Source organism: Paenibacillus sp. JNUCC32, assembly GCF_014863545.1.
In the GTDB taxonomy this organism is placed as follows: Bacteria; Bacillota; Bacilli; order Paenibacillales; family Paenibacillaceae; genus Paenibacillus_AQ; species Paenibacillus_AQ lautus_A.
Window position 1 is genome coordinate 5728925 of record NZ_CP062260.1, and the last position, 20862, is coordinate 5749786.

At 51.4% G+C, this 20862-nt stretch carries 22 protein-coding genes; 17 read left to right on the forward strand and 5 right to left on the reverse strand.

Translation table 11 applies throughout. The annotated features are described in order from the left end of the window. The first annotated feature begins 587 nt into the window (after positions 1-587). From yycF to JNUCC32_RS25355, 5 genes are all read left to right on the forward strand, one after another. Positions 588-1319: a response regulator YycF gene (gene yycF, locus JNUCC32_RS25335; RefSeq protein ID WP_009591483.1), complete on the forward strand. Its 732-nt coding sequence runs from the start codon at positions 588-590 to the stop codon at positions 1317-1319. Between the two features lie 74 nt (positions 1320-1393). Continuing rightward, on the forward strand, positions 1394-3148 hold the full coding sequence (gene walK / locus JNUCC32_RS25340) for a cell wall metabolism sensor histidine kinase WalK (RefSeq protein ID WP_430623473.1): 1755 nt from the start codon (positions 1394-1396) through the stop codon (positions 3146-3148). Further along, entirely contained in the window at positions 3145-4419 is a 1275-nt protein-coding gene (locus JNUCC32_RS25345; RefSeq protein ID WP_192570165.1) for a YycH family regulatory protein, read from the forward strand. Before walK ends, JNUCC32_RS25345 begins: the two co-directional genes overlap by 4 nt. A 37-nt stretch (positions 4420-4456) precedes the next feature. Then, the gene (gene yycI / locus JNUCC32_RS25350; protein WP_009591504.1) at positions 4457-5206 is read left to right on the forward strand and encodes a two-component system regulatory protein YycI; all 750 of its coding nucleotides are present in this window, start codon (positions 4457-4459) and stop codon (positions 5204-5206) included. A gap of 7 nt (positions 5207-5213) precedes the next feature. Then, the gene (locus JNUCC32_RS25355; protein ID WP_009591509.1) at positions 5214-6017 is read left to right on the forward strand and encodes an MBL fold metallo-hydrolase; all 804 of its coding nucleotides are present in this window, start codon (positions 5214-5216) and stop codon (positions 6015-6017) included. A 145-nt stretch (positions 6018-6162) separates the two neighbouring features. Here JNUCC32_RS25355 and JNUCC32_RS25360 read toward each other — a convergent pair whose 3' ends face one another. After that, on the reverse strand, positions 6163-6426 hold the full coding sequence (locus JNUCC32_RS25360) for an alpha/beta-type small acid-soluble spore protein (RefSeq protein WP_192570166.1): 264 nt from the start codon (positions 6424-6426) through the stop codon (positions 6163-6165). A 1120-nt stretch (positions 6427-7546) separates the two neighbouring features. Here JNUCC32_RS25360 and JNUCC32_RS25365 point away from each other — a divergent pair. From JNUCC32_RS25365 to JNUCC32_RS25375, 3 genes are all read left to right on the forward strand, one after another. Further along, positions 7547-8914: a S1C family serine protease gene (locus JNUCC32_RS25365; protein ID WP_015738095.1), complete on the forward strand. Its 1368-nt coding sequence runs from the start codon at positions 7547-7549 to the stop codon at positions 8912-8914. Positions 8915-9328: 414 nt separating this feature from the next. Next, entirely contained in the window at positions 9329-9496 is a 168-nt protein-coding gene (locus tag JNUCC32_RS25370; RefSeq protein WP_007129186.1) for a CxxH/CxxC protein, read from the forward strand. A 187-nt stretch (positions 9497-9683) separates the two neighbouring features. After that, complete coding sequence (locus JNUCC32_RS25375) at positions 9684-10730, forward strand: GTPase (RefSeq protein ID WP_096777248.1); 1047 nt, start codon at positions 9684-9686, stop codon at positions 10728-10730. Positions 10731-10823: 93 nt separating this feature from the next. On the opposite strand, the gene JNUCC32_RS25380 is transcribed toward JNUCC32_RS25375, so the two are convergent. From JNUCC32_RS25380 to JNUCC32_RS25390, 3 genes are all read right to left on the reverse strand, one after another. After that, on the reverse strand, positions 10824-11117 hold the full coding sequence (locus JNUCC32_RS25380; protein WP_090909598.1) for a hypothetical protein: 294 nt from the start codon (positions 11115-11117) through the stop codon (positions 10824-10826). Between the two features lie 110 nt (positions 11118-11227). Then, the gene (locus tag JNUCC32_RS25385; protein ID WP_430623445.1) at positions 11228-11671 is read right to left on the reverse strand and encodes a HEAT repeat domain-containing protein; all 444 of its coding nucleotides are present in this window, start codon (positions 11669-11671) and stop codon (positions 11228-11230) included. 54 nt (positions 11672-11725) lie between these two features. Then, the gene (locus JNUCC32_RS25390) at positions 11726-11899 is read right to left on the reverse strand and encodes a DUF3934 family protein (protein WP_015738091.1); all 174 of its coding nucleotides are present in this window, start codon (positions 11897-11899) and stop codon (positions 11726-11728) included. A 267-nt stretch (positions 11900-12166) separates the two neighbouring features. On the opposite strand from JNUCC32_RS25390, the gene JNUCC32_RS25395 reads away from it, so the two are divergent. The 5 genes from JNUCC32_RS25395 (at position 12167) to JNUCC32_RS25415 (ending at position 15879) form a co-directional block, all read left to right on the forward strand. Next, a complete protein-coding gene (locus tag JNUCC32_RS25395; protein WP_015738090.1) occupies positions 12167-12745 on the forward strand; it encodes a TetR/AcrR family transcriptional regulator in 579 nt (192 codons plus the stop codon). Between the two features lie 76 nt (positions 12746-12821). After that, positions 12822-13946: a cytochrome P450 gene (locus tag JNUCC32_RS25400; RefSeq protein ID WP_228468821.1), complete on the forward strand. Its 1125-nt coding sequence runs from the start codon at positions 12822-12824 to the stop codon at positions 13944-13946. A 190-nt stretch (positions 13947-14136) separates the two neighbouring features. Next, positions 14137-14616 carry a 23S rRNA (pseudouridine(1915)-N(3))-methyltransferase RlmH gene (gene rlmH / locus JNUCC32_RS25405; RefSeq protein ID WP_036659547.1) on the forward strand — a complete coding sequence of 160 codons (480 nt, stop codon included), beginning with the start codon at positions 14137-14139 and terminating at the stop codon, positions 14614-14616. Positions 14617-14827: 211 nt separating this feature from the next. Further along, entirely contained in the window at positions 14828-15196 is a 369-nt protein-coding gene (locus JNUCC32_RS25410; RefSeq protein WP_192570169.1) for a hypothetical protein, read from the forward strand. 278 nt (positions 15197-15474) lie between these two features. Further along, positions 15475-15879, forward strand: a complete 405-nt coding sequence (locus JNUCC32_RS25415; RefSeq protein ID WP_192570170.1) for a VOC family protein — start codon at positions 15475-15477, stop codon at positions 15877-15879. 348 nt (positions 15880-16227) lie between these two features. Here JNUCC32_RS25415 and JNUCC32_RS25420 read toward each other — a convergent pair whose 3' ends face one another. Continuing rightward, on the reverse strand, positions 16228-17334 hold the full coding sequence (locus JNUCC32_RS25420; protein ID WP_192570171.1) for a PRK06851 family protein: 1107 nt from the start codon (positions 17332-17334) through the stop codon (positions 16228-16230). A gap of 313 nt (positions 17335-17647) precedes the next feature. Between JNUCC32_RS25420 and pnuC the strand changes: the two genes are divergently transcribed. From pnuC to JNUCC32_RS25440, 4 genes are all read left to right on the forward strand, one after another. Continuing rightward, positions 17648-18325, forward strand: coding sequence for a nicotinamide riboside transporter PnuC (gene pnuC / locus JNUCC32_RS25425; protein WP_096777242.1), 678 nt, complete (start codon positions 17648-17650; stop codon positions 18323-18325). After that, positions 18322-19332 (forward strand): AAA family ATPase, encoded by a 1011-nt coding sequence (locus JNUCC32_RS25430; protein WP_192570172.1) that lies wholly within the window; start codon positions 18322-18324, stop codon positions 19330-19332. Before pnuC ends, JNUCC32_RS25430 begins: the two co-directional genes overlap by 4 nt. Positions 19333-19409: 77 nt before the next feature. Next, the gene (locus tag JNUCC32_RS25435) at positions 19410-20294 is read left to right on the forward strand and encodes an NUDIX hydrolase (protein ID WP_096777240.1); all 885 of its coding nucleotides are present in this window, start codon (positions 19410-19412) and stop codon (positions 20292-20294) included. A gap of 3 nt (positions 20295-20297) precedes the next feature. Next, positions 20298-20861, forward strand: coding sequence for a riboflavin biosynthesis intermediates N-glycosidase (locus tag JNUCC32_RS25440; RefSeq protein ID WP_192570173.1), 564 nt, complete (start codon positions 20298-20300; stop codon positions 20859-20861). Position 20862: the final 1 nt, after the last annotated feature.

Genomic DNA, 20862 nt, shown 5'->3' on the forward strand with positions numbered 1-20862 from the left:
GCTAAGCTGCGAAGCGGATGGCCGCCCCCTGAATCGGGGCGGCCGTAAGGGAGGCGGTGTGAGTGGGACAGAAAGGGAAAATAGTCTGCAGTGGTGTCGCAAGCGGCATCCTCCTCCGTCGCTGTTGAATTCGGAAAATAAGAATGCTGCTTAACTATGAGATTTTCCGAATCCAAAGGCGATCGCTGCCGCTCTCCGAATGACACCGCATGCTGCGGTAGAGGGTATTTCCCTTATCTGTCGGATCCATCCCCGTGTACTCCAGCTAAGCTGCGAAGCGGGTGGCCGCCCCCTGAATCGGGGCGGCCGTAGGGGAGGCGGTGTGAGTGGGACAGAACGGGAAAATAGTCTGCAGTGGTGTCGCAAGCGGTGTCCTCCTCCGTCGCTGTTGAATTCGGAAAATAGGAATGCCGCTTACGATGAGATTTTCCGAATCCAAAGGCGATCGCTGCCGCTCTCCGAATGGCGGACCAGTGGGTGTGTAGCGGCGGCAGGTGTGGTAAAATGGAAAGAAGACCGTTTAAGTGTGAGTTCAAAAAGGGACTTTTTGAACATCCTCTTTAAGAAGGTATGAGGTGAACAGGAAGATGCAGGGAACCATTCTGGTGGTGGATGACGAACAGCCCATCGCCGATATTTTAAAGTTTAACTTGGAAAAAGAGGGCTATGAGGTCATCTGCGCCTTTGACGGCATCAGCGCCGTGGAGATTGCGCTCACGCAGCGGCCGGATTTGATGCTGCTTGATTTGATGCTGCCCGGCAAAGACGGAATGGACGTGTGCCGCGAGGTACGTGCCGCTAACCTGCAGATCCCGATCATCATGCTGACGGCGAAGGACGGAGAGATCGACAAGGTGCTTGGGCTTGAACTCGGGGCGGATGATTACGTGACGAAGCCGTTCAGCACGAGAGAAATACTCGCACGCGTGAAGGCGCATCTGCGACGTCAGCAGAAGCCGGACAACTCGGCGGATAACACAGGCGGCACAAGTGCAGGCGGACAAGGCCTGCGGCTGTTTGAGCTGTTTATTGATACGGACATGTACATGGTATATAAAAGCGGGGAAGCGCTCGATCTGACGCACCGCGAATATGAATTGGTTTATTATTTGGCCCGTAATGCCGGCAAAGTGATGACTCGGGAACATTTGCTGCAGGCGGTATGGGGCTTTGAATACTTTGGCGATGTGCGAACCGTGGACGTGACGATCCGCCGGCTTCGCGAGAAGATTGAAGAGAATCCGAGCAAACCGGAATATATCCTGACTCGGCGCGGACTGGGCTACCTGATGCGCAGCGCGAAAAACGGAGGCCTGTAATGAAGTGGCTGTCCTTCTTCCGCACCATCCAGGCGAAGGTCATCATCATTTATGTCCTTCTCATTCTGATCGCGATGCAGCTGATCGGGGTGTATTTTGTGAGTGCGATGAAGAACTCGCTGACCAGCAACTTCACGAAGGACTTGCAGGAACGCGCCGAACTGATGTCGGTTTTGGCGGCCAAAACCCTTGGCGGCGAGAACGATACCGAGGAGGATCCGATCGAGAGCCTGCGCGTCATGGTGAACAATCTGTTCAACCTGAACGGCGCCGAGATCCAGGTGCTGGATTCCACCGGGCGGGTGCTGACCACCTCGCTGCCCTCCCATGCCGATTATGTGAGCACCAAGAACACGCAGACGGTTGTCAGTCGGGCCTTGCAGGGAATACAGGATAATGAAGAGTACATCATCGACGATGATAATATCCGCAAAAAAGTGGTGGCCAAGCCCGTCATGTACAACGAGAAAATCGTCGGCGCGATATATATCGTAGCCAGCATGAGCGAGCTGTACAGCACGATGCAGCGGATCAACAATATTTTTATATCGGGCATTCTTTTGGCCCTCGGCTTGACCGCGGTGCTCGGCGTCATCCTGTCGCATACGATTACTCATCCGATCAAGGAGCTGACCAAGCACGCGCGGGCCGTCGCGGACGGCCGGTTTACCGAGAAAACGCCGGTATTCGGCAGCGATGAGATCGGCCAGCTCAGCCAGGCGTTCAACTATATGACCAGCCGTCTGCGCGAAGCTCTCTCGCAGAACGAAGAAGAGAAGGAGAAGCTTGCTTCGATCCTGACCAATATGAGCGACGGCGTGATCGCAACCGATGAGGCAGGGCGTGTCATCCTGATGAACCGGCGCGCCGGCGAAATGCTGGGCGTGGAGGGGGAAGAACTGGCAGGACACGATATCGTGTCCCTGCTGGGCCTGGAAGAATCCGAATCCGAAGCCTTGGCGCGCGGCGAAGGCCATGATTCGAAGCTGCTTGAGATTACGCCGCGCGAGGGCGGCGAGCCGTTCATGATGCGCGTGACCTTCACGCCGATTCACCGGCGGGAGATTGGCATCACGGGTACGATTGCCGTGCTGCAGGACGTCACCGAGCAGGAGAAGCTGGAGGCATCCCGGCGGGAGTTCGTGGCGAATGTATCCCATGAGCTGCGCACGCCGCTGACCACCATCAAGAGTTATACCGAGGCGCTGGAGGATGGCGCGCTGGAGGATAAACAGATGGGGCCGAGATTCGTCGGCGTCATCCAGAATGAGACCGGCCGGATGATCCGGCTGGTGACGGACCTGCTGCATTTGTCCCGGCTGGATTCCAAGGAGGCCGCTCTGCATAAGGAGCGGACGGACATCGTGGAAATGCTGGAGGACGTAGAGGACCGATTCTCTTTCCAAATGAAGCAAAAGCATATTCGCACCATTATCGAAGTGAAGCCGGGCGTATCCACGGCGATGCTGGACCGGGACGGCATTGACCAGGTTCTCGATAACCTGATATCCAACGCCCTTAAATATACGCCGGACGGAGGCACCATCACCATGGATGCAAGCATAACGGAGGAAGGCATGTTATCCTTATCCGTTAAGGATACCGGGATCGGTATTCCGAAGAAGGATCTGGACCGGATCTTTGAGCGCTTCTATCGGGTGGATAAAGCACGGACGCGCAATTTAGGCGGAACGGGCCTCGGTCTGTCCATTGCCCGGGAAATTGTCAGGGCACATGGAGGTTTCATTACGCTTCAATCCGAATTGGAGAAGGGCACCACGGTGACCTTTACCTTGCCCCTGGACGATGAGGGGAGGGTGTTAGCGTGAAGGAACGATTGAAAACCGTGCTGCTGGTCCTGTTGGTCGTTGGCAGCTTGGTACAGAGTTATGTGTTGATTTTCCGTTTTCCGGGCAGCGACTCGGTTGTGCAATCGAAGGACGCCTATATCCGAACCGAGGAGATGGGGCCGGAAGAGAAGCCCGAGAATCTACTCTTTCCCGACAAAATGGTCATTCATCTGGGCGAAGACAAGCATACGGTGTTCTATCCGAACGATACGTTCTATAATCTCGTGTATAACCGGCTTAAAGGCCGGACCTTTGATAATTTCCAGCGGCGGATGGTCAGCAACATCGATTGGGCCAAGGTTCGTTCCGAGAATCGAGGCATTGAGCTGAGCTTTGATTCAGGCATTCCGGTAACGCTGCTCCAGAGAGTGATGCAAATCGTCCCGGATACCCTGTTTGAAGGGGAAAGTATCAACAAAATGTGGCTGTACAGCGTGGAAGGCGAAGCGAAGATCCATGTCATGTTTTTCAGTACGGAGGGCGATGTCGTCTATGAAGCCGCCCAGGCGGATTTGACCGTACAGGACGTGGATCAGCTGGTGGACTTCGGGCTGAGCTGGACGCCGTATAAGATGGTGGAAGGCCGGTATTATACCCCGGAGAAGGAGCTGAATATGGTCAGCATTGAGCTGCCGATCGGGGAATATACGGTTGATCAAATGCAGCGCAGCCTGTTTTTTGACCCAAGCATCACCCGCAACATTCGGGAAAAAGACGGCTCCGAGATTTATACGGACAGTAAGCGGAGCCTCCAGGTAGACCAGGGACAGAAATGGATCAGCTATACCGATCCGGCTGCGCCGCCATCCGGAGAGAGCAGTCCCGGCAAGGATGTGCTGTCCGCCATCGATTTCGTGAATCAGCACGGGGGCTGGAACGGCACATACAGGCTGGCTAAAGCGGGTGAATCCGAGGATCGGACGCTGGTGAAATTCCAGCAATACTACGGCGGATTTCCGATCCTGAATACGCCAGGCTTCCAATATGGCGTCATGGAATTGGACTTGCAGCAGGGAACGGTAACCTCCTATGAGCGCTCGCTGTTATATCTCGAGCCGGCCTCTTTGAAGAAACAGATGGTAAAGCTTATGGGAGGCGAGGCCTTGGAAGCGAAGCTGAAGCCTTACGAGGAGAGTGTGGTTACAGGTCTGGATCCCGCCTATTTACCGGTGCTGACGGGAGAAGGGCTGCTGCTGAAGCCGGTATGGGCTTTAAAGCTCCAGAACGGCTCGGTTGTCATACTCGAGTAATCATACGGGGTACATTGAATCACAAGGAGGGATATTCATGGATTGGGGCCGTGCCAAAAATGTTCTGATTTACGCGTTTTTGCTGCTGAATCTAGTACTGGGCTATCAGCTCTGGATGGATTACCGCGAGCAGGTCGGCTCCAATCTGGATTTCACCTCGCTTTCCGAGAGCACCCAGCAGGTGATGGAGGAGAATGGGATTCAATTGCTGAGTCCGATCCCGACGGAAACGCCGCAGCTGCCCAAAATTAATTATATCTACAGCGCGGAAGCCCAGGGCGAGCCGGTAGGGCTGGAGCAGCCGGTGGACACGAAGCTGATTTATGCCGATGAGAAGGAATTGCGCAATGCGCTGGAAGGCAAGATTGCGGATCTCGGGAACTATCGCCATGACGAGCCGTCGGACAAGGAGAATGTCTTCATATTCCGGCCGTTGGTGCAGAAGGAATGGCCGCTGTTTAACGTGGAGTTGGAGTTTATCCATGAAGCCCAGAAGATTCATGCGTTTCGCGAACCTGTGTTTGAGATTCTGCCAAGCAGCGATATGGAGGAACAGAAGGTTCTGCCTGCATCGAAGGCCTTGGAAACCCTTATCGAACGTAATTTCATCCCGCCTGATTCGGCGGTACGCGATATTCAGCTTGGTTATTATGGGCAGTTGTTTAATACAGAGGATCAGTTGGCAGCACCGACCTGGCGGTTTACGCTGGATCATGGCGAGATGATCTATGTGCAGGGCATCAGCGGGGATGTGCTGACGCCAAAAAGCGATACGACAAAGGAGTAACAAGACTATGGGGATTTCATTTTCCGTGCTGTCGAGCGGCTCAACGGGCAATGCGACCATTGTCCGCAATGAGGATACGACACTGCTGATCGATGCGGGCCTAAGTGCAAGGCGCATCGATGAGCTGTTGAAGGAACGCGAAATGATGGGAGAAGAAATCGACGGAATCCTGGTCACGCATGAGCATTCGGATCATATCCGGGGGCTTGGCGCGGTGGCGCGCAAATACAATCTGCCGATCTATGCGAATGAGAAGACGTGGGAAGCGATGAGCAAGTCGCTGGGCAAGATTGCGGAAGAGAACCGGATTGTGCTGGAGAGTCATGAGGTCAAGGATTTTGGCACGCTGCGGGTGGAGCCGTTTGAAATATCCCATGACGCTGCGGCACCGGTCGGTTACTGCTTCTATGACGGCGACGAGAAGCTGGGCGTTGCCACGGACCTCGGTTATGTCAGCGACAAGGTGAAGAAAGCGCTGGATGGATCGGATGTGCTGGTGCTGGAAGCCAATCACGATATCGAGATGCTCCGGATGGGACGGTATCCGTGGAATACCAAGCGCCGGATTCTCGGCGATATGGGGCATTTGTCGAATAATTCGGCAGGCGATGCGTTAAGCGAATTGCTGACGGGCGATACCAAACGGACGTATCTGGCCCATCTCAGCCTGGATCATAACATGATGGACCTGGCAAGAATGACCGTACGCGACACGATGGAAGACCGCGGCTGCTTCTTCAAGGACAGCGAGTTTAAATTGTGCGATACGTATTATGACCGTCCGACCCCTTGGGATAAAGTCGGGGAATAGTTTAGTGAGACAGCTTGCCTTGGACGAATTCAGCATTCATAACATGGATATCTTAAAATAGGCATGAGCAAAACAGCCCCATGATGACGTGGGGCTGTTTTGCTGTTGCGGACGGACGCATCACATGCTGAGAAACGGCTCGTCTCTAACGCTTGCTGAGGTTTTCTTGCGCCATACGAACCATTTCCCGAACCATGGAACCGCCGATGGCACCGCCGACTTTACCCGCCTGTTCGGTGGTCAGGTCTCTGTTGTCGCCGGGTTTCAGCGGTACGCCGAGTGATTTGGCCACCTCATATTTGAGGTCCTGCTGCCGCTGCGGGTCGACTTGATAGCCTTCGTTTCGCATCACGTTCGTCATGAACTGCTGCATTTCGGGACTCCGGTGCCGCCGTGATCTTCTTGCCATCCTTAACCCTCCTTGCATATGGTTTCCCCTTCATAACATTCCCTGCGGGCAACCTGCAGATGAATGGATAACCTAACCAGTGCCAGAAAGCAGAGAAGCAGGTCGAAATCCTATGGCTTGCGCAGGCAATGTGCTTTTTTGATAGGTCAAACAGGGTAGAAGCCCCTTGTCTGCAGGCATACTGCAGAGGGGACGGGGAAGTATTTTTGCAGCGGAGAGCTTAGGAAAGAATAAGTGACGGTGAATCCAAATAGGAATGATGTGTGGGTCGCCGGAGAGATGTAGCGCGGTACTCCGAAATGAACATATTTGGCCTGGAAGACCAACCGTGTTGCCATTTTCTTAACACATTTGTTCGGTATAGTCTTTAAAGGGGGAATGCACGAATCAAGGGCTGCCGCTGCCAGGATTGCGGGTATGCCGGAAGAAGGGGTCATGGAATATCCTCGAAAAATGGAACCTTTTGGCTGTCTGGCTCGTATACAAGGGTATTGTGTTCACCCGGACAATCGCTATGAATCGAATGTAAAATCTCTCTTTACACAGACTCTTAAAATTGCCATCAATTTAGCATTTGTTTTTACCAAGAAAGCTGACGTGAACCTGTGTTCGTGTGGTACAATAGGAGCACCGGAAGGTCTGAGGGCTGTGGTTAAGCACCTGCAACGAACTAGAGGACGGGGTGCTTGTATACGCCAAATGAAGCCAACCCAGGTATTCCCATCTTTTTTAGAAAAAAACGGATGTTTCGCGCTTAAAACGCCCTGTTTGTGGTAATAGAAGGATACAGGGTCTTTTTTGAACGGTCGGGTGTCAATACATACCTTTTCTGGAACTAGATTTCTGGCTGTGGGTTCAAATATTGGATAAGGAGCGATATTTCACTAAAAGTTCAAAGACAGAGCTCAAAAATGCAACTTTTTGAGCCGCAGAAGAGTCATACAATAGAGAGATATTTAACAGGTGGCACGCTGCCGATTCATAGAAAGATAGATACATGCGGTGCAAGGCGGTTGTTATGACGACAAGATGATTTTAGTAGGTCAGTCGGTAATGGCGGTAGGTCTGAAGCTGGTAAAGTATCTTGACGCGTAGCAACCAAGGGGAGAGAGGGATCGCAATGGGATTGTTTGACGATGATTTCTATTCAACTAAAATTTCCAGACGGAGCAAAAATACCAGCGAGGACCGATCTGAGCGAACGAAGTGGCGGTCCACCCGCCGCAGGAAGGGTTTATCCACATTCCAGATTTCCGCGATCAGTTCCGTGTGCAGCGCCTTGATTGCGGTGATGCTGTTCAGCTTCATTACAGGTCATCCTGCGACGTCGTCACCGATTACCATGATCAATGGCAGTCATCAGCTGTCCACGTCGGATGGGGATCCTTATGAACGGATTATTAGCGCTGCCCAGAAGGTGCGTCCTGCGGTTGTCAGCGTATTGACGCACAAAGAGACTCCGCTACCTGAAGAGGAAGGGATCGAGGGTGAAGGTCTGGAAGAGGAATCCGGCACGCTGCCTGAGGATGAGGGCGACTTCGAGCTTCCGGAAGGGTTCGACTTCGGCGATGATTTTGATTTCGGCGAAGATTTCGGCGGCTCGCAAGAGGATGCCCTTGGATCTGGCGTCATCTTCAAGAAACTCGAGGGCAAAGCCTTCGTGATTACGAATAACCATGTGGTGGAAGGCGCCGATTCCCTGGAGGTTGTGCTGGTAGGTGGCGAGAAGAAAAAAGCGACCTTGGTCGGCACGGACAACGTCAGCGATATTGCCGTTCTGTCGATTGACAGCAAAGGCATCGGCGAGGTTGCCGAATTTGGAGACTCCTCCAAGCTTCGTCTCGGCGAAACGGTCATCGCCATCGGCAACCCGCTGGGTTTGGGCGATACGCTGACCTCCGGGATTGTCAGCTATACCAACCGCATCATTCCGGTATCCCTGAACCAGGACGGCATTTACGACTGGGAGCAGGAGGTCATCCAGACCGACGCAGCCATTAACGAGGGCAACAGCGGAGGCGCTTTGGTGGACCTGAACGGTAAAGTCATCGGCATCAACACGATGAAGATTGCCGACACCGGCGTCGAAGGACTCGGGTTCGCGATTCCGGTCAACGAAATTACGGAGGTCGTAACCGAGCTGATGCTGAAGGGGCATATTGCCCGCCCTTATCTCGGCGTATACACCGTCGACTTGAGCAATCCGTATGCTCCGCTGAGCAAGAAGGAGAAGGAGGATCTCAAGCTGCCGAAGACGGTAACCGAAGGCGTGGTCGTGCTGGATGCGCTTGGCCCTGCGCTGGATGCCGGTCTGCAGCTGAACGACGTGATCGTGAAGCTGGATGGCAAACCGATTACAACGACGCTCGAGCTCCGCAAGCACCTGTACTACAACACGAAGGTGGGCGGAGACCTAAACGTGACCTTCTATCGTGACGGCAAGCTGCAGTCGCTGAAGGTCAAGCTGGAAGAGAAGCCTGGAGAATAACGCAGGCTGTCTTGGCGGACGATTTTGCACAGCAAGTGTGCAAATTCCCGCAAAGATGTGTTTGTTCGGTGTTTATTGAAACAAATAGCGGGTATATATTATCGTTAGCATGGAATAGTATCCATATATAGAGAGATTGAAAAAGGTTAGATACGAGCCGTTGAAACGGCCGCGAAAGAAGAGCGTGTTTCACGCTCTTTTTTTGCTGCTCACACCTGTATCAAGTTGTGCGGAAGGCCTTGGATGTGAAATCCATGGATGGATCGGAAGCTTTTGTGGGTTGAAATACAGCGGGGATGGGCAATTGGGTTAAAAACATTTCTTTTTCTCGTAGAGTGTGGTAGAACAGAAGAGTGGCTATACTGGTTTGAAGGTAAACACAACATGAGGCGAAAGATAGAAAGGATGCATAGAATGTACGTCGTATGCAAGGAACATGTGGAACTAGCGATCGAAAATTTCGTGGATGAATATGAGGATGCCCCGGATATTGTTGATCTGAAGGAGACCGAGTTTTCGGACTGGGACCCACCGGTGAAGTGCGCGGAGTGCGAGAAGCATGCTGAATTTTTAATTGTGTAACGTGAATTTTTTAATTCAATAAATAATGCGAATGGGAAAGCGTGATGAATTCACGCTTTTTTTGTTTAAGAGAATCATGAAGGGAATCGAAGAAACGCAGCTTCGGTGGACAGTCCTGCGTAGTGTATGATGAATGTATAGATTGCACGGAGGCGCGAAAACCTATCGTGAATGGAGACGATCAGAAATGGATGACTACGGAAAAGCTTGGGAGGAAGAGATCAAGAGGGCAGCCGATGAGGCCTACGAGAAGGAAATGGATGAAATCAACCGCCAGTTGAAGCAGGAAATCCTCATTGCGCTGATTGGCGACGTGAATACGGGCAAGTCTTCCACCATGAACCGGATCGTGGGCGAAGAGGTGGCCGGCGTCGGGGCAGAGCCTGGGGAAACGACGGAAATTCATCCGCACAAGTACAAGGACCATATATCCTTTATCGATACACCCGGATTGAATGATGTGAACACCGCCAATTCGGAGGTGACCTTGAATTACTATAAACAGGCGGATATCGTGCTGTTCTTTCTGAACGCTGCAGGCACCGTCTTCTCGGAGGCGGAGAAGAAGTCGTTTCAGAAAATTCAAGGCGTTAACTCGAACATCCTTATCGTGCTGAACAAAATCGACGCCGCGGATGAAATCGATCGCCTGGTGGCGCGTATCCGGAAGGAGACCGGAGGGCGCTATGAGGTTGTGCCGGTGTCCTCACGGACGGGCCAGAACATCGATCGGCTGCGGAGCAGCATTTTGGAGATGCTTAAAAAAAAGTCTAAAGACATCCTCTTTGCCAAAAGCATCAAGGAAAAGTCGGCGACTGCCAACGGGTGGATCATCGGTGCCTCGATCTCGGCGGGAGCGGTAGGCGCATCCCCCATCCCGGGGTCGGATATCATTCCGATTACCGGCATTCAAGTGAGTCTGCTTACCCGGCTTGCGGTGCTGTACAATAAGCCGATCAGCAAGGAGACGGCGAAGGAGCTCGTCATTGCCACGATATTCGGGAATATCGGGAAGAGCATTTTCCGGCAGATCGTGAAGGTGTTCCCTGGCGCGGGATCGGTCGCCGGAGCGACGGTAGCGGGTGCTACGACCTTGGCGCTGGGATATGCAGTGAAATACGCTTACGAGCACAACATCGAGATCAATACGGCGAATATTACAAAGCTCTATAAGAAATTCAGAGAGAAGGCCGAGACGGAACCGGATTCGGAATCCAAGTCCGAGTCGAAGTAAGCAAGTCGATGTCGAAATGCATACCACGTTAAAAGGATGGAATAGAAAAAGGGGCCTTCGGCCCCTGATCATAGCTGCGTCATAGCAGCGATATTACTTCATGGCAGCCGCATGATCGGCTTTGGCCTGCTCCAGCATCGATTTCCAATCCGGGAAATCGGTTTCTCTGGAGACATGACGGTCAAACAATTCGTCCGGAATGTTATCGATATCTTCGTGCGTTTCCACTTGGAAGTTGCCTTTTACGACAAAATCCCCAAAGCTGTTGTGGGATGAATGCTTACGCATAAACGATTCATTGAACAGCTTTTCCAGAGAGATGTTATCCGGATCCTCCTGTACCGATTTTTGGCCTTGCAATTCCTTCAGCAGATCATCAAACGACATGGGCTTTTGCTTTCTCAGAGTACCACTCCTATAAATTAATATTTGTGTTCAGTATAACATAACCGGAATTCTCATATACATGGTGGGCATCCGGAAGGCTGAGCGCACCGTTATCTTCTTAACAAGGAAGACCAGGTTTGCTCCAGCCAGCTGTCGAAGTCGGCGCCTTTGTCACCCTCGTACGTATCGTAGATGTCGATTCTCATCTTCTTCAGCTTTTCTTTGAAGTCTTCATACGTGTGGTCACGGGGAAGGCTTTTTTTGATGCGCAGGAGTACCTTCGAAACGTCTTTCATCAGCTCGCCTTTGCGTCTTTCGGGCATCTGCACGTCCTCGCCAAAGGCCAGGAGTTTATGATAGGCAGCCTCCCGCACTTGGTGAACCGCATCCGTATTCAGTCTATGCAGCAAAATATCGATGGATTTTTGATTTTTCCATTTTCCCAGCTCTTCAACGGCGCTTAAGCGTTCTCTCCAATTGGCGTTTCGGTTGGCGGAGCTTTTCAATTCCTCATAATTCGACGGCATGTCCGTCAAAACTTCTTGATTGTCCAATCCGTTCATCTCCTTCATTAGGTTGTATCAGGGGTTCTTAAAACCATATGTTCATTATGGGGTACCTTTATGATTATCGGCGTCCGCTGTATTGTCCGCCTGCTTGGTCCCTTTACTGGTATAAGGTTTGGGTTTACTCTTGGCTCTTCTTGCGCTTGCATCCCATCGGCTCCAGCCTTTCTTGCCCGTGCCTCTGCCTGTTCCGCCCTTGCCCTTGGATTTACTCAAACCATCACTCCGTTACGGTATATTCTTGTTCCTATATGCTGATTCTTTACCAGCCCTGTTGAAATATACACCGTATTTGTCCATATGTATAGGATACCACGGAAATAAACCTAAGAATCGAAATAGATCGAGATGGAATCCAACATTCATATGGAGGAAAGGCGTATCCGTTGACTAATTTTTGCCAGCATGGTATCTTATTTTTGAACTGACCAGTCAGAATAAGAACAGTGAACTAAATTTAGCCGTGAAAGGGCCGACCCTATTGTGAGCAAAGAAAAAATTATCCAAGCAGCCATTGAAGTATTCTCCGAGAATGGATACCACCGCGCAAGCATGGACGAGATTGCCGCTCGCGCCCAGGTTGCCAAGGGGACGCTGTACTACAACTTCCCGGGCAAATCCCAGCTCTTCAAGACGGTGGTGAAGCAGGGCTTTGAGGATATCATGCAGCGGACGGAAGCGGATCTGAATTCCTCGCTGCCGATGAAGGAGAAGATTGAGCGGACGATTCGCCATCATTTGGATTTGTTTCTTGAATCCCGACATTTCTCGCATATCGTATTCAATGAGATTTCGAACGGTATCGAGCAGGATGTCCTGGATGAGTTAAAGGAGCTTAAGAGGAATTATTTAAGCTTTCTGGCAAGCATGATTGAGGAAGGACAGTGTGAGGAGAACCTGTGCCGTGCCGTGGATCCCAACCTGGCCGCTGCCAGCATCGTCGGTACGCTGGAGAGCACTTGCAATTACTACTTGAATCATCAAGATCGGTATTCGCGCGAGGATCTGGAGCGGTTTGCATTCACGATGATTACCCAAGGCCTGTTTATATCGCTTGAATAAGCAAGGCCTTCTTTTTTTACATGCCTATAACTGACCAGTCAGTTCAAATTTGATGAGGAAAGCGAAGGTGTTAAGCATGGAATGGAATAAGAACGGTTTACTCCCGCTGGAATGGTTCCGCCAGATGCGGACGGAATCTCCGGTGGCGGCGATTGATGGTGGCGGAGCCTGGAACGTATTTAAATACGAGGATGTCAAAGCGGTCTTCACGAATTACGAAGTGTTCTCTTCCCAGGGCTCCTCATCCTCCGATGACCCTATTGAATCCAGTGTGCTGCGGCAGGATCCGCCGAAGCACCGCCAGCTGCGCAAGCTGGTATCCCATGCTTTTACGCCTCGCATGATCGAATCGCTCGCCCCCAAGATCCAGGAGATCACGACATCCCTATTGGACGAAGCCGAGAAGAAGGGGAAGATGGATATCGTGGCCGATCTCGCAAGTCCGTTACCGATCACGGTGATCGCGGAAATGCTCGGCGTATCGATGGAGTATCGGGAACGGTTCAAGGTCTGGTCGGATGCTCTGGTGGGCGACAATGCCGATGCCTATTTCCAATGCCAGCGCGAGATGAGCGAATACTTCTCCGAGATCGCAGAAGACCGTCGCCGGCATCCGCAGGACGATTTGATCACGAAGCTGGTCGAGGCCCGTATCGACAATGAACACCTGACCGAACTGGAGATTATCGGGTTCTGCATTCTCCTTCTCGTAGCCGGCAATGAAACGACGACCAACCTGATCTCATCGGCCGTGCTCGCCTTCGACAGCCTGCCGGAGGTCCGTGCAGCGGTGCTTGGAGATTCACAGCTGCTTCCTGGGGCCATTGAGGAAGTCTTCCGCTACTTCTCGCCCGTTCAGCTGATGTTCCGTAGCGTGAAGCAGGACACGGTGCTGCGGGGGCAGGAGCTGAAGCAGGGACAGTTCGTTTATATCTGGATGGCCTCGGCCAACCATGACGAGGATGTGTTTGATCAGCCGGACGTATTCAACATTCACCGGAATCCGAACCCTCACTTGGGTCTGGGCAGCGGCATCCACTACTGCATGGGCTCTCAGTTAGCCCGCATGGAGTCCCGAATCGCCCTCCAGACTTTGCTGGACCGTTACCCCGAATACCGCCGGGACCGCTCCGTAGGGCTGGCACGGATGGACAGCACGATGATGTTTGCGCTGAAAGAGCTGCCGGTCATTTTAAAATAGATAGGAAGAGAAGAAGAGTCGCTCCCGTTGGAGAGGGCTCTTTTTTAATATACGGCTTGAGTTTAGTGGAATCGAAAGAGGGTGAGAGCTCTCTTAGGAGGTAGGATGCGTATGGTATGTCCTTTAATTGGAAGCGGTACAATGTTAGAATGAACGTCATAAAGTCGAGTTTAAGGAGCGAAACAGCGCCATGAATATACAGATTGTATGCGTAGGCAAGTTGAAGGAGAAGTACCTGGTGCAGGGCATTGCGGAGTACAGCAAGCGTCTTGCGCCTTATGTGCGCCTGTCCGTGCACGAGGTGCCGGATGAGAAGGCGCCCGAGAACATGAGCGAAGCCGAGATGCGTCAAGTGCAGGAGAAGGAGGGCGCCGGCATTCTCGGCCACATCAAGCCGGACACCCATGTCATTGCCTTGGCGATCGGCGGCCAGCTGTGGTCCAGCGAGGACCTGGCGGCCCATATGGACAAGCTGGGCACGTACGGGACCAGCAACGTGGCTTTTGTCATCGGCGGCTCTAACGGCCTCTCCGAGGACGTCCTGAAGCGCGCCCAGACGAAGCTCAGCTTCGGTCGGATGACTCTTCCGCACCAGCTGATGCGTCTGGTGCTGGTGGAGCAGATTTACCGGGCGGTGAAGATTAATCGGGGGGAACCGTATCACAAGTAGGGCGCAAAGAAAATCTCGCTAATTGAAGCGTCAAAGAACAATTCAATATCCTTGACGCACGGGTGCAGAATTGCCCGATGAGTTTAATTTCTTTTATCAAAAAAGCAATGGAGAAATTGAAAACGACCGTTAGTTTCTCTCCAATAAATATGGATTACCGATAGAGAAACATATATATTTATGCTGAACTCATGTTGAAAGGAGACTGGGGATGACTGTAAAGTTTATCTTGAATTATACGGAAGGAGATTTCATCGAAAACATAGAAGTTCCAATTTATAAAGCGTATCGCAAGGGTACTTCTTTTCAACTTTACCATTTAAATCGCAACCCTGCTCTTATTGAACACAAAGAATTGTTGGTTATCGATGAAACGGGGATTGCACCAGAGAGTATGTTTAAAAGCGTTACAGAATTTTGTGAAACAATTATCCCCTATTTATTGAATAGGAAAAGTGAGTCACTATTTTTATTCGGGGAGTACTATGATGCAGAGAAAGATAAGATGATTGACATTGATGATATTGAGATTCCCTGTTTAATAGGTGGGGCTGCCACCTTACAAGAAGAAAAAAAGTAGTCTAGGACCTGCAGAGGTAGTCGCAGCGGAATCAGCTGGATGAATTGCTGCAATGGGTGCTTGGCTGGGAGCGGGCGTAACAGTGTAGGAACCCGAAGCATTCCGAAATCATATTCGTGAGGATGCCCAAAGAATTCTAAAACGCTACTGACATAACGTTGTCAGTAGCGTTTTTTTATATTGGACATGTAAATGTAAAGGAGATAGATAAGTAAAAAGTATGTTTTACAACGGCTGTGGGACACAGCCAAACCTATGATTAGGAAGGATGATAACTTGTGAATTTCGCTTCTGTACGCATCATTACGGACGACGTGGATCGTCTTGTTGAGTTCTATGAGAAAGTCATGGGGGTTTCGGCGGAGCGACCCGCGCCCGTATTTGCCGAACTCGCCTTGCCATCATGCACCCTTGCCATCGGCCACTCCCAGACGACGCAGCTATTCGGTGCCGATTCCGTAGTGGGCGCCAATAATCGCACGGTCATTATCGAGTTCCGGGTCGACGATGTCGAAGCCGAATATGTGCGCTTGAAGCCATTTATCGATCATTGGGTAAAGGAACCGACCATGATGCCGTGGGGGAACCGTTCTATGCTGTTCCGCGATCCCGATGGCAACCTTCTTAACCTCTTCGAGCCGGTGACCGAGGATGCGATTAAACGGTTTAGAGGTAGACATTGACGGGCCGTAAAGGATGGCCTTCAAACTTGCCGTTACAGACAACGCGTTGAGCCGTAAGTATAAGTAACGGCGAAAATTAGATGCAAATTGGTAACCGAATTAAAAATATCCCTGTATACGACACACGTTATAGTGTGTCTCGCATAACGGGAAAACGGCGATTGTACATGAAGATCATAGAGATGTATTCATGAATAAAGGGAGAGCGCTCCGTTGCAGTCCCATACGCACAGTCGTTTTGGAGAAGGCCATAGGAGAAGCGGAAGCAGATTCAATCTCAAACGGGGCTCAGCTTGTTTTAGACTGCTGAGCCCCGTCTGAAATCGAACGCTTTTGGGTGGTATCTTATTATGAAGGCTGAATGGAGCCGATCAGTTCATTCAATTCGGACTGTAATTGCAGGTGGAGTTTCTCTACAATCGAAAAATCGGTGGCCGCAACATAGTAGGCCTTAATTTGAGAATCGATGGCTTCGGCTTCGGCCAGATGGGAGGTGGCCTCTTTCATTTTTGCCGAATAGCGTGCTTTGATACCGGCTATTTCGGCAGCGTGGGCTTCATCTGTTCCAGGAGCTATAGTCCGTATATACATATCAAGGATCTCATCCCCGTCCCGATCTGGAAAGTATTCATGCGGAGCGGTACTGTCGAAGATGGCTGTTTGAAGCTTCGGGAATATCAACATATCCAAACTATTCGGATCAAAGCCGCAATGAAACACTTGCACATCGATTCCTTTCTGTTCGGCAGCGGAGGCAAGCTTTTTCAGCAGCGTCGATTTGCCGGATCCCGCCCTTCCTTTGATGAAAATCCGTCTTTCCAGCTGAGCGGTCAAGCTTTGAATAAAATCATAAGCCCCCCTCGGAGTCGCAGCTCCGAAAAATACGTGACGCGAAGTGGTTGACGTATCGCTTTCATGACCGGCGTATAATTCTTGAATCAATTCCAGCGCAATCTGGTCAGCCTTCGTGAAATCCATGTTATCGATATAAAATTTTTCCCACTCGTCATGAATCCGCAATGCTGCTGCGAACGTTTCATACGCATTGGAGTAGGCACTCTCAAGCTTGACTCTAAGATCTTCTATCGTGATGAAGTCTCCCGGTAAAATAAGGCTGTCATCAAACGCTTCCTCGAAATCGATAAAGACGATGTCACCGGCCCCGCTATCCGAAATCCCCTTGCAGACTCGCCCGTCGACAATACCAACCTTCAATTCCGTACAAATGATGCCATCCAGTTCGTCGGGACGGAGAGGGGAGTGGAAGCATTGCACATGGGAGCCTTTATCCAGCAGGCTATCCGCCAAGCTTTGCATGACCGTCGATTTCCCCGTGCCTTGGGGCCCCGTAAGGACAAAGATCTTGTTCAACCCATCAAATGCGGATGTATACAAGAAATGAGCCCCGCGCGCAGTGTTGCCGTGGGCAAAATAGTGAGATGATTTTAGTACCAACCTACACACTCCTTTGTGCCTATTCCGATTCGCAAAGTGTACAGAATAAGCATGATTGGGATAAGTGCCTATATATTTGTATATTCCGTGTTGTAACAAGTGGTGTTCGTCCTCTCCCATGTTTTTCGTTATCTGTTGACCGGGCTACAGAAGGTAAAAATCAAGCCTGCGATAAATGGGGAGATTTCACTTGCCCTAAGATGGATTTTCTGTTATTTTTGATAGTAACAAATTGTTATTAACAAAATGATACTAAGTTTGATTGGGCGTTTTCGCTCTGTAAACTCAGTGGAGAAGACGGAGGGGATGCAATTTGAAGAAGGTTGCGAGTGGCTGGAGCCTGTTCGAAATAGCGTGGTTGGCGCTGTTTACCTCGATTGCCGCCTTGTTTACGGTGATTTCAAAGGACTCTTTATTCGGATTTACCGTTTTTATTACCGGGGTGCTATGCGTGGTGCTTGCGGCGAAGGGCAACCTGATGAGCTATGTTTTCGGCATGTACAATACCGTCGGTTACGCTTATCTTGCCTACATTAACGGTTTGTTTGGAGAGGTCATGCTGAATTTGCTATTCTTCGTTCCAATGAACGTCATTGGCTTCTACATGTGGAAAAATAACCGCCAAGACGGCAAGCTGATCATGCGCCAAATGGAGCTTAGAGGCCTGCTTCTCGTTGGGGCCGTCTGTGTATTGGGCTGTTTGCTGCTGGGATATGGGCTTTCGTTCATCCCCGGACAGAACTCGCCTTACATCGATGCGACTACGACGGTGCTGTCCGTTGTAGCTACCTTCTTAATGGTCCGCAGATTCAAGGAACAATGGCTGGTCTATATTGTGTTGAATTTGTTTACGGTGCTGCTGTGGGCGATTCGATTGCTGGAGGGCAGCAGCGAAGGCATGCTGATGATCGTCATGTGGAGCGCGTACTTGGTCAATGCGGTATACGGGTATTACAATTGGAACAAAGGGGCCAAGGAGGTGGCGGCATGAAAACGCTCGGATTAACGCTAGGAAAGTTTGCCCCGCTGCATAAAGGCCATCAGTTCATGATCGAAACGGCGCTGCAAGAGGTCGATGAATTAATCGTGGTCATTTACGAGACGACGGTCACTCCGATCCCGCTTCATATCCGGGCGAATTGGATACGGCGACTATACCCGGCAGTCCGGGTCATCGAAGCTTGGGACGGACCGGACGGGTATTCGGATGACAGAGCGCATGAGATTCGGGAAGAACAGTATATACTCGGTTTACTGAACGGCGAGCAAGTCACGCATTTTTACTCGAGCGAGTTTTACGGCAGTCATATGAGTCTCGCTTTGGGCTCGGTCGACCGACGGGTCGATGAAGCCCGCGAGCGGGTTCCGATCTCTGCAACGATGATCCGTTCCGACCCATATAAGTACAGGGAGTTCATAAGTGATATCGTGTACCGGGACTTAATCACGAAGGTGGTATTTGTTGGGGCGATGTCGACGGGGAAGTCGACGATCACCGAAGCGCTGGCAAGACAGTATAACACGGACTACGCGAGCGAATACGGACGCGATTATTGGACCGAGCATCAGGTGGACCGCAGAATCGGCCTAGAGGCGTTCGATGAAATCGCAGTAGGTCATATCGAGCGCGAAGAGCAGGCTTTGCTTGCGGCGAACCGATTTCTGTTCGTTGATACCAATGCGATTACGACGTATATGTTCGCTATGGATTACCACGGCGAGGCACCGGAGCTATTGACCCGGATTGCTCTGGAGAATGCGCAGCGCTACGATCTGTTCTTCTTGTGCGACGACGATATTCCTTACGACGATACGTGGGATCGAAGCGGGGATCAGAAGCGGCATGTTTTTCATAAGCAGATCATCGCGGATTTGAAGGAGCGGCGCATTCCCTACATTACGCTGCGGGGAAGCCTGGAGGAACGCATGCGCAAAGTAGACGAGGTGCTGGCGAAGTTCGAGCCCTATCGAAACTATTTCGGGGAGCTGAACGGTTAGAATTGGATGCAGGCAGGGAGTAAAGTGAACCCATAACCACAGCTCATTTAGAATCAAAAAAAAAGGAGGCGCCCCCATTGGATTTGTTGGATCGGAACGGACTTACGGAACGCGAATTTTTGGAGCAGTACCGGGCAGGAGATTACGAGCGGCCTTCGGTGGCAGCCGATATGGTGATCTTCACGGTTACGAATGGGGTGGCTGACAGTTATCGCAAATTACCGGAAAAAGAGCTCCGCATCCTGCTCATCCGCCGGGGAGGTCACCCCTTCCTGGGGAAATGGGCGCTGCCTGGCGGCTTTGTCCAGCCGAGCGAGACGACTGAGCAGGCCGCTGCAAGGGAATTGCGTGAGGAAACCGGCGTGGACGACGTTTATTTGGAGCAGCTATATACGTTCAGCGATATCGGGCGGGATCCCCGAACCTGGGTGATGAGCTGCAGCTACATGGCGCTGATCAACAGTGATAAGTTGGAGCTTAGAGCGGGAGACGATGCGGCCGACGCCTCTTGGTTCAAGGTCTCCTATCGGCAGCTGCGGGAGCAGAAAGAGTTGATGGAGGACGGATACGTCAAGACGCTGGAGTATGAACTCAAGCTAAGCGGTGAAGAGGAGCTTTCGGCAGTCGTGGCCAGAACGTTGACGGTGAAGACGACATCGACTAGCACGGAGTATAAGATTGTATCGAATAACGGGTTGGCCTTCGACCATGCAAAGATTATAGCATGCGCGATCGAGCGGCTGCGGGGAAAAGTGAATGATACCGATATTGCGCTGCACTTAATGCCAAAGCTTTTTACCTTGACGGAACTGCAGCAGGTTTATGAGGTCATTATGGATAAAGAGCTATTGAAGGCGGCCTTCCGGCGCAAGGTAGCCGATCTCGTGGCGGAGACCGATCATTACACCGAAAATGCGGGACATCGACCATCCCGGTTGTATCGGAGAAAACTGGAGGACTAACGGATGATCTACAATCTCAATGAGCTAAGAAAAGCTTATAACGAAGGAAAAACGTTCAAGTATGTATTCTTTTGGGGCCATACGCCGCCTAAGGACGGGGGCGTCGACAAAAGCTGCTTCAGCCAGTGGTGGATGTGCTCGTTCACGGTAGAGGGGACGGAGTATTCCTGTGCCGAGCAGTTTATGATGGCCGAGAAGGCAAGGCTGTTCGGCGACAACGAAATGCTGGAGTCGATCCTTACGGCTAAGCATCCCAAGGAAATGAAGGCTTATGGGCGCGCGGTCCGTAACTTTGACAAGGATACTTGGGACAAGGAAGGCTACGGCATCGTCAAAAGAGCCAGCTTGGCCAAGTTTTCGCAGAATCCGGAGCTCGGCGATTATCTCAAGTCGACGAAGAACCGCATCCTCGTCGAAGCCAGCCCGCGGGACCGCATATGGGGGATCGGCATGGGCCAGTCCAATCCGGATGCGGAGAATCCCGTGAAATGGCGGGGGCGAAACCTGCTGGGGTTTGCGCTGACCGAAGCGCGGGACGAGTTGCTGCAGGTGAGTAAGACATCGTGAT